Origin of the sequence: Paenirhodobacter sp. (assembly GCF_041916475.1) — a bacterium.
GTDB lineage: Bacteria > Pseudomonadota > Alphaproteobacteria > Rhodobacterales > Rhodobacteraceae > Rhodobacter.
On record NZ_JAYRZN010000002.1, the window covers coordinates 170,708 to 177,481 of the forward strand.

At 67.1% G+C, this 6,774-nt stretch carries 6 protein-coding genes and 1 pseudogene; 2 read left to right on the forward strand and 5 right to left on the reverse strand.

The features are described 5' to 3' along the window. Window positions 1–2: 2 nt before the first annotated feature. A complete protein-coding gene (locus ACOMG5_RS01765; RefSeq protein ID WP_420342058.1) occupies window positions 3–1,301 on the forward strand; it encodes an amidohydrolase family protein in 1,299 nt (432 codons plus the stop codon). A gap of 29 nt (window positions 1,302–1,330) precedes the next feature. Here the strand turns inward: ACOMG5_RS01765 and ACOMG5_RS01770 are convergent. The 4 genes and pseudogenes from ACOMG5_RS01770 to ACOMG5_RS01785 all read right to left on the reverse strand — a co-directional run bounded on the left by ACOMG5_RS01770 (window position 1,331) and on the right by ACOMG5_RS01785 (window position 5,304). Beyond that, window positions 1,331–2,994, reverse strand: a pseudogene (locus ACOMG5_RS01770) (cation acetate symporter). Continuing rightward, window positions 2,991–3,302: a DUF485 domain-containing protein gene (locus ACOMG5_RS01775; RefSeq protein ID WP_420342059.1), complete on the reverse strand. Its 312-nt coding sequence runs from the start codon at window positions 3,300–3,302 to the stop codon at window positions 2,991–2,993. The pseudogene ACOMG5_RS01770 and the gene ACOMG5_RS01775 overlap by 4 nt, the downstream one beginning before the upstream one ends. Window positions 3,303–3,668: 366 nt before the next feature. Beyond that, entirely contained in the window at window positions 3,669–4,880 is a 1,212-nt protein-coding gene (locus ACOMG5_RS01780) for a PQQ-dependent sugar dehydrogenase (RefSeq protein ID WP_420342060.1), read from the reverse strand. Window positions 4,881–4,965: 85 nt separating this feature from the next. Continuing rightward, window positions 4,966–5,304, reverse strand: a complete 339-nt coding sequence (locus ACOMG5_RS01785; protein WP_420342061.1) for an I78 family peptidase inhibitor — start codon at window positions 5,302–5,304, stop codon at window positions 4,966–4,968. A 77-nt stretch (window positions 5,305–5,381) separates the two neighbouring features. On the opposite strand from ACOMG5_RS01785, the gene ACOMG5_RS01790 reads away from it, so the two are divergent. Continuing rightward, the gene (locus ACOMG5_RS01790; protein WP_420342062.1) at window positions 5,382–6,512 is read left to right on the forward strand and encodes an S-(hydroxymethyl)glutathione dehydrogenase/class III alcohol dehydrogenase; all 1,131 of its coding nucleotides are present in this window, start codon (window positions 5,382–5,384) and stop codon (window positions 6,510–6,512) included. A 130-nt stretch (window positions 6,513–6,642) separates the two neighbouring features. Here ACOMG5_RS01790 and ACOMG5_RS01795 read toward each other — a convergent pair. After that, window positions 6,643–6,774 (reverse strand): biotin/lipoyl-containing protein (locus ACOMG5_RS01795; RefSeq protein WP_420342065.1); only part of this gene is annotated, 132 nt, incomplete at its 5' end.

A 6,774-nucleotide genomic window follows, 5' to 3' on the forward strand; every position in this document is an offset into this window, starting at 1 on the left:
CCATGTTCGATACCATCATCCGGCAGGCGAACCTGCCCGACGGGCGCAAGGCTCATGACATCGGCCTGAAGGACGGCCGCATCGCCGCCATCGAGAAGAGCCTGCCCGCGCAGGCGGGCACCGTGATCGACGCGACCGGCCGGCTGGTTTCGCCCGCCTTCTGCGACCCGCATTTCCACATGGATGCGACGCTCTCGCTCGGCCTGCCGCGGATGAACGTCTCGGGGACGCTCCTCGAGGGGATCGCGCTCTGGGGCGAGCTGCGCCCGCTGCTGACGAAGGAGGCGCTGATCGAGCGCGCGCTGCGCTATTGCGACCTCGCCGTTTCGCAGGGCCTGCTGCATATCCGCAGCCATGTCGATACCTCGGATCCGCGCCTCGTCACCGCGGAGGCGCTGCTTGAGGTGCGCGATCTGGTGAAGGATTACATCGATTTGCAGCTGGTGGCCTTCCCGCAGGACGGCTACCTGCGCGCGCCCGAAGGGGTCAAATCGCTCGAACGCGCGCTGGATATGGGGGTAGAGATCGTCGGCGGCATTCCGCATTTCGAACGCACCATGGAAGACGGGCGGCGCTCGCTCGAAGCGCTGTGCCGGATCGCGGCGGAGCGGGGGCTGATGGTCGATATCCACTGCGACGAGACCGACGACCCGATGAGCCGCCATGTGGAGACGCTGGCCGCCGAGACCATCCGCCACGGGCTGCAGGGGCGGGTGAACGGCTCGCACCTGACCTCGATGCATTCGATGGACAACTATTATGTCTCGAAGCTGATCCCGCTGATGGCGGAGGCGCAGATGAACGCGACGCCGAACCCGCTGATCAACATCATGCTCCAGGGCCGCCACGACACCTACCCGAAGCGGCGCGGGCTGACCCGGGTGCGCGAGCTGATGGCGGCGGGGATCAACGTCTCCTTCGGGCAGGATTGCACGATGGATCCGTGGTATTCCATGGGCTCGGCCGACATGCTGGAGGTGGCGCATATGGCGATCCACGTCGCGCAGATGGGCAGCCTGGAGGAAAAGGCGCGGATCTTCGAGGCGATCACGGTGAATTCGGCGCGGACGATGGGGCTGCAGGGCTATGGGCTGGCGGTGGGCTGCCAGGCGGATCTGGTGATCTTGCAGGCGGTGGATGTGACCGAGGCGCTGCGGCTGAAGGCCACGCGGCTCGTGGTGCTGCGCCGGGGCCGGGTGATCAGCCGGACGGAGCCGCGGGTGGCGGCGCTGCAGCTGCCGGGGCGGCCCGCGCAGATCGACCACGGGCTGGATTTCGTGCCGCCCGCGCTCAGGGGGTAGGGGCGGGGCCCGGAGGCCCCGCGCTGCATTCAGTGGCTGACGGCCTGGGCCGCGCCGAGGCCGGTTTCCGAGCGGATGAACTGGGCGGCATAGCCCGCCCGGTCCAGCGCCGCGCGGGGGCTGTTGTCGGTGATCGAGAACAGCCAGATCCCGCCGAAGGCGATCGACATCGAGAACAGCGCATATTGTTCCCAGGGGAAGATCGGCTTCGCGAAGCCCAGCACCGAGACCCAGACCGCCGGGCCCAGCACCACGCAGAGCACTGCCGAGATCAGCCCGAGCATGCCGCCGATGAAGGCGCCGCGGGTGGTCATGTCTTTCCAGAAGATCGACATGATCAGCACCGGGAAGTTCACCGAGGCGGCGAGACCGAAGGCGAGGCCGACCATGAAGGCGATGTTCTGGTCCTCGAAGGCGAGGCCGAGCACGATCGCCAGCGCCCCGAGGATCAGCGTCGCGATGCGGCTGACGCGCATTTCTTCCTTGTCGGTCACCTTGCCGCGGCGGATCACCCGGGCATAGAGGTCGTGGCTCACCGCCGAGGCGCCCGAGAGCGCGAGGCCGGAGACCACGGCGAGGATCGTCGCGAAGGCGACGGCCGAGATGAAGCCGAGGAACAGGTTGCCGCCGACCACTTCGGAGAGGTGGATCGCCGCCATGTTGGCGCCGCCGATGATCTTGCCGGCCGGGTCCAGATAGGCCGGATTGGTGCCGACGAGCGTGATCGCGAGGAAGCCGATTGTGACCGCGAGGACGAAGAAATAGCCGATGAAGCCGGTGGCATAGAACACGGATTTACGCGCGGCCTTGGCATCGGGCACGGTGAAGAACCGCATCAGGATATGCGGCAGGCCGGCCGGGCCGCACATCAGCGCGAGGCTGAGCGAGATCGCCGTGACCGGATCCGAGATCGACATCGAGGGCGCGCGGATCGCATTCGCCGCGGCGTGATTGTCGAGCGCGGCCTGCATCATCCGCTCCGGCGAGAAGCCGAAATGCGACAGCCCGACGATCACCAGAATGGTGCAGCCCCCGAGCAGCAGCACCGCCTTCACGATCTGCACCCAGGTCGTGGCCAGCATGCCGCCGAAGGTCACATAAGCCACCATCAGCACGCCCACCAGCACCACGGCATAGGCATAATCGAGCCCGAACAGCAGCTGGATCAGCTTGCCCGCGCCGACCATCTGCGCGATCAGATAGAACACAACGACGGTGAGCGCGCCGAAGGCGCTGAGCGTGCGGATCGTGGTCTGCTCGAAGCGGAAGGAGGCCACGTCCGCGAAGGTGAAGCGGCCGAGGTTGCGCAGACGCTCGGCGATCAGGAACAGGATCAGCGGCCAGCCGACCGTCCAGCCCACGGTGTAGAACACGCCGTCCACGCCCTTCAGGAACACCATCCCCGAAACCCCGAGGAAGGCGGCCGCGGACATATAGTCGCCCGCGATGGCGAGGCCGTTCTGGAAGCCGGTGATGCCGCCACCCGCGGTGTAGAAATCCGAGGTGGATCTCGTGCGCCGCGCGGCCCAGGCGGTGAGCACCAGCGTAGCGAGCACGAAGAACAGGAACATGCCGATCGCGGTGATATTACCGAGCGTTTGGCGACGGCGCCTTCGATGGCGCCGCCTGCGGCGAAGGCGAGGCCGGGCGCGGCTGCGAGGGCTGCGAGGGTCAGGGGGAGGAGGCGTTTCATGCGGCATCTCCGGCGCGGATCGCTTCCCGGGCGAGGCGGTCGAATTCGCTGTTGGCGCGGCGGGTGTAAATTCCGGTCATGACGAAGGCGAAGCCCTGGATCAGGAAGCCCGCGATAAGGCCGAGCGCCCAGGCGGAGGTGCCATGGAACGAGGCGGCGAACAGGCCGGGCGCGAAGACCGCGACGCCGACGAAGCCCGCATAGACCGACAGGACGATGGCGGCGAGGGTGAAGGAAAAGCGATTGCGCCGCGCGACCAGCGCACGGAACTGTGGATTGTTGAGAATTCTCTCGTTGAACGGGGTCAAGACTTGCTCCTCTCAAGATATCGCGCTGGCAGTATACTTTCGTATGCAGTGATCAAGCGGAAATAACCTTACGGGAAGGGAAACTTGCAGCGCCCCCGCGATGTTGGCGCAAACATGGGGATGTTGCGCTAACTTTCTGATTTCATGGTGAAATATTGTGCGGCGTTCCGGGGGCGCTGCTGCCGCCGCGGTCCTGATGCATAGCGCTGGAACGCTGGAGCCAGGCATGGGTTTGCTGCGAGCGGATAGTGGTTTGGCGCGGTCCCCGCCAATTGGCCGCCTTCGGTGCTCTGCTGGAGGGATCCCCGGGCGCCGCGCGGCGGGCCATCCCTGGGGGGAAAGCAGCTGGCCCGCGCATCCCGGGGGCTATTGTTTCGGGGCGATCCTGATCATCAGCCCGTTCGGTGCATCCGTGAGCACCATGACGGCGCCATCGCGGGCCACGGTCACATCCCGGATCCGGGCCTCGCCGCGAAAATAGCGGGCCTCGCCGGTGACCTTGCCATCTCGGAAGGTCAGGCGCACGAGAGAGCGGTCCGCGAGGCCCCCGATCAGGGCGCTGCCGCGCCACTCCGGCAACAGCGCGCCCTCATAGAAGGCCATGCCGCTCGGGGCGATCACCGGGTCCCAGTAATAGACCGGCTGCTCCAGCCCGCTCCGCGTGGTCTGGCCCGGGCCGATCGGCTGGCCGCTGTATTCGACGCCATAGCTGATCCGCGGCCAGCCGTAATTGCGCCCCGGCAGGACGCGGTTCAGCTCATCGCCGCCGCGCGCGCCGTGCTCCACCGTCCACAGGGCTCCGTCGGGGCCGATCGCCGCCGATTGCACATTGCGGAAGCCAAGCGCCCAAAGGCCCGGGCGGGCGCCGGCGACCTCGGGGTTGCCGGGCGCGGGGCCGCCGTCCGGGTCGATCCGCAGCACCTTGCCGAGATCGCTGCCCGGGTCCTGCGCCTGCGGGCGGGCGTCGCTCTGTGAGCGCTCGCCGGTGGTGACGAACAGCATGCCCTCCGCATCGAACACCAGCCGCGATCCGAAATGCAGGGTGGAGGCCCAGGCGGGCTGCTGGCGGAAGATCACCTTCACCCCGGTCATCCTGCGGCCATCGGCCGAGAGGGTTCCTGTGGCGACGGCGGTTGCGTTGCGCCCGCCCCCGCTGGGCTCGGCATAGCTCCACCAGACCCGGCGGTCCTTGGCGAAATCGGCGCGGATCGCGACGTCCAGAAGGCCGCCCTGGCCGCGGGCATCCACCTCCGGCAGCCCCGCCACCGCGGGCGAGAGCACCCCCTCGCGCGAGACGATCCGCATCCGTCCGGGCCGTTCGGTCACCAGCCAGGTGCCGTCGGGCAGCTCGGCCATGCCCCAGGGGTTTACGAGCCCGCGCGCCACCACGCTGCGCGCAAGCGCGACCGTATCCTGGATCACGGGCGCGCGGGTCTGGCCGGGGAAGGCGGGCGCCTGCGTGCGGGCATTCGCGGGGCGGTCGTTGAATTCCTGCGCGGCAGCCGCTCCGGCACTCAGCGCAAGCGCGAGGACCGCCTGGGCGGGCATGCGGCGCAGGCTGAGGGAGAGAGGCGGCATCGGTGCTCCGTGGGCGTCCTTGGCGGGAAACAGGGGCGGAGGCCGGAGCCCCGGGGGCGCCGGGCGCCCCCCGAGCCGCGCGGGCTCAGCCGCAGTCGATGTTGAAGATGTTGCCAGCCTGATCGAGCCGGAACACGATCCGCTGCGGGTTATATTCCTGCGGTTCGATGCCCCGCCACTCGACGATATTGACCGGGCGGCTGATGCCGAGCGAGGGCACGACCGAGGCCGGCTGGCCGAGCGCCGAGGTATAGTCCTTGGCGTGGCAGGTATCGGGCTCGCGCTGCTCCAGCGCGCCTTGCTGGCTCACGGCCGGGGTCATGTGCGGGACCGGGACCGGCTCGGACGGAGCCTTGTCCTGGGTCGTGCTCTGGCAGCCGGCGAGGAGGCCGATGCTGAGGGCAATGGCGGAAAAGCGGATCATCATGTCGCACCCATTCTTGCTTTGCCTGCCGCTTTCGCGCAGGTTCTGGCCACACTCTATACAGGGAGGCTTTGCCAATGAGAACCCGTGCCGCAGTCGCTGTTGCTCCCGGAAAACCGCTTGAAATCATGGAAGTGAACCTTGAAGGCCCGAAGAAGGGCGAGGTTCTGGTGGAAATCAAGGCGACGGGGATCTGCCATACCGACGAATTCACCCTGTCGGGGGCCGATCCGGAAGGGATCTTCCCGGCGATTCTCGGCCATGAGGGCGCGGGCGTCGTGATCGAGGTGGGCGAGGGCGTGACCACGCTGAAACCCGGCGATCATGTGATCCCGCTCTATACCCCCGAATGCCGGCAATGCCCGAGCTGTCTGAGCCAGAAGACCAACCTGTGCACGGCGATCCGCTCGACCCAGGGCCAGGGGCTGATGCCCGATGGCACCACCCGGTTCTCCATGCTGGATGGCACGCCGATCTATCATTACATGGGCTGCTCCACCTTCGCGCAGCATACCGTGGTGCCGGAAATCGCGCTGGCGAAGATCCGCGACGACGCGCCCTTCGACAAGGTCTGCTACATCGGCTGTGGCGTGACGACGGGGATCGGCGCGGTGCTCAACACCGCCAAGGTCGAGATCGGCGCGAAGGCGGTGGTGTTCGGGCTGGGCGGGATCGGGCTCAACGTGATCCAGGGCCTGAAGATGGCGGGCGCCGACATGATCATCGGCGTCGATCTGAACGATTCGAAGGAGGAATGGGGCCGCCAGTTCGGCATGACCCATTTCGTGAACCCCTCGAAGATCGACGGCACGGTGGTGCAGGCGATCGTCGAGATGACCAAGACCCCGTTCGACCAGATCGGCGGCGCGGATTATTCCTTCGACTGCACCGGCAATGTGAAGGTGATGCGCGACGCGCTGGAATGCACGCACCGGGGCTGGGGTGTCTCGGTGGTGATCGGCGTGGCGCCGGCGGGGGCGGAGATCCAGACGCGCCCGTTCCAGCTGGTGACCGGCCGTGTGTGGAAGGGGACGGCCTTCGGCGGCGCGCGCGGGCGGACCGACGTGCCGAGCATTGTCGACTGGTACATGAACGGCAAGATCGAGATCGATCCGATGATCACGCATACGCTGCCGCTGGAGCGCATCAACGAGGCCTTCGATCTGATGCGCAAGGGCGAGTCGATCCGCGCGGTGGTCGTTTATTGAGGGAAACCGGTCGGACGGGGGCATCGAGCCCCCGCCCGACCGGCGGCCCTTCGGCCGGGCCCCGGCCGGGGCTCGAAATGCAAACAGCCGCCGGAAGACCGGCGGCTGTTTCATTGAATCTGATCGATCCTCACGCGATTTCGATGATGAGGTCTTTTGCGTCGATCTGTGTTCCCTGTGAGACGTGGATTGCCTTTACGGTACCGTCCTTGTCGGCATGGATGCCGGTTTCCATTTTCATGGCCTCGATGGTGAGGAGGAG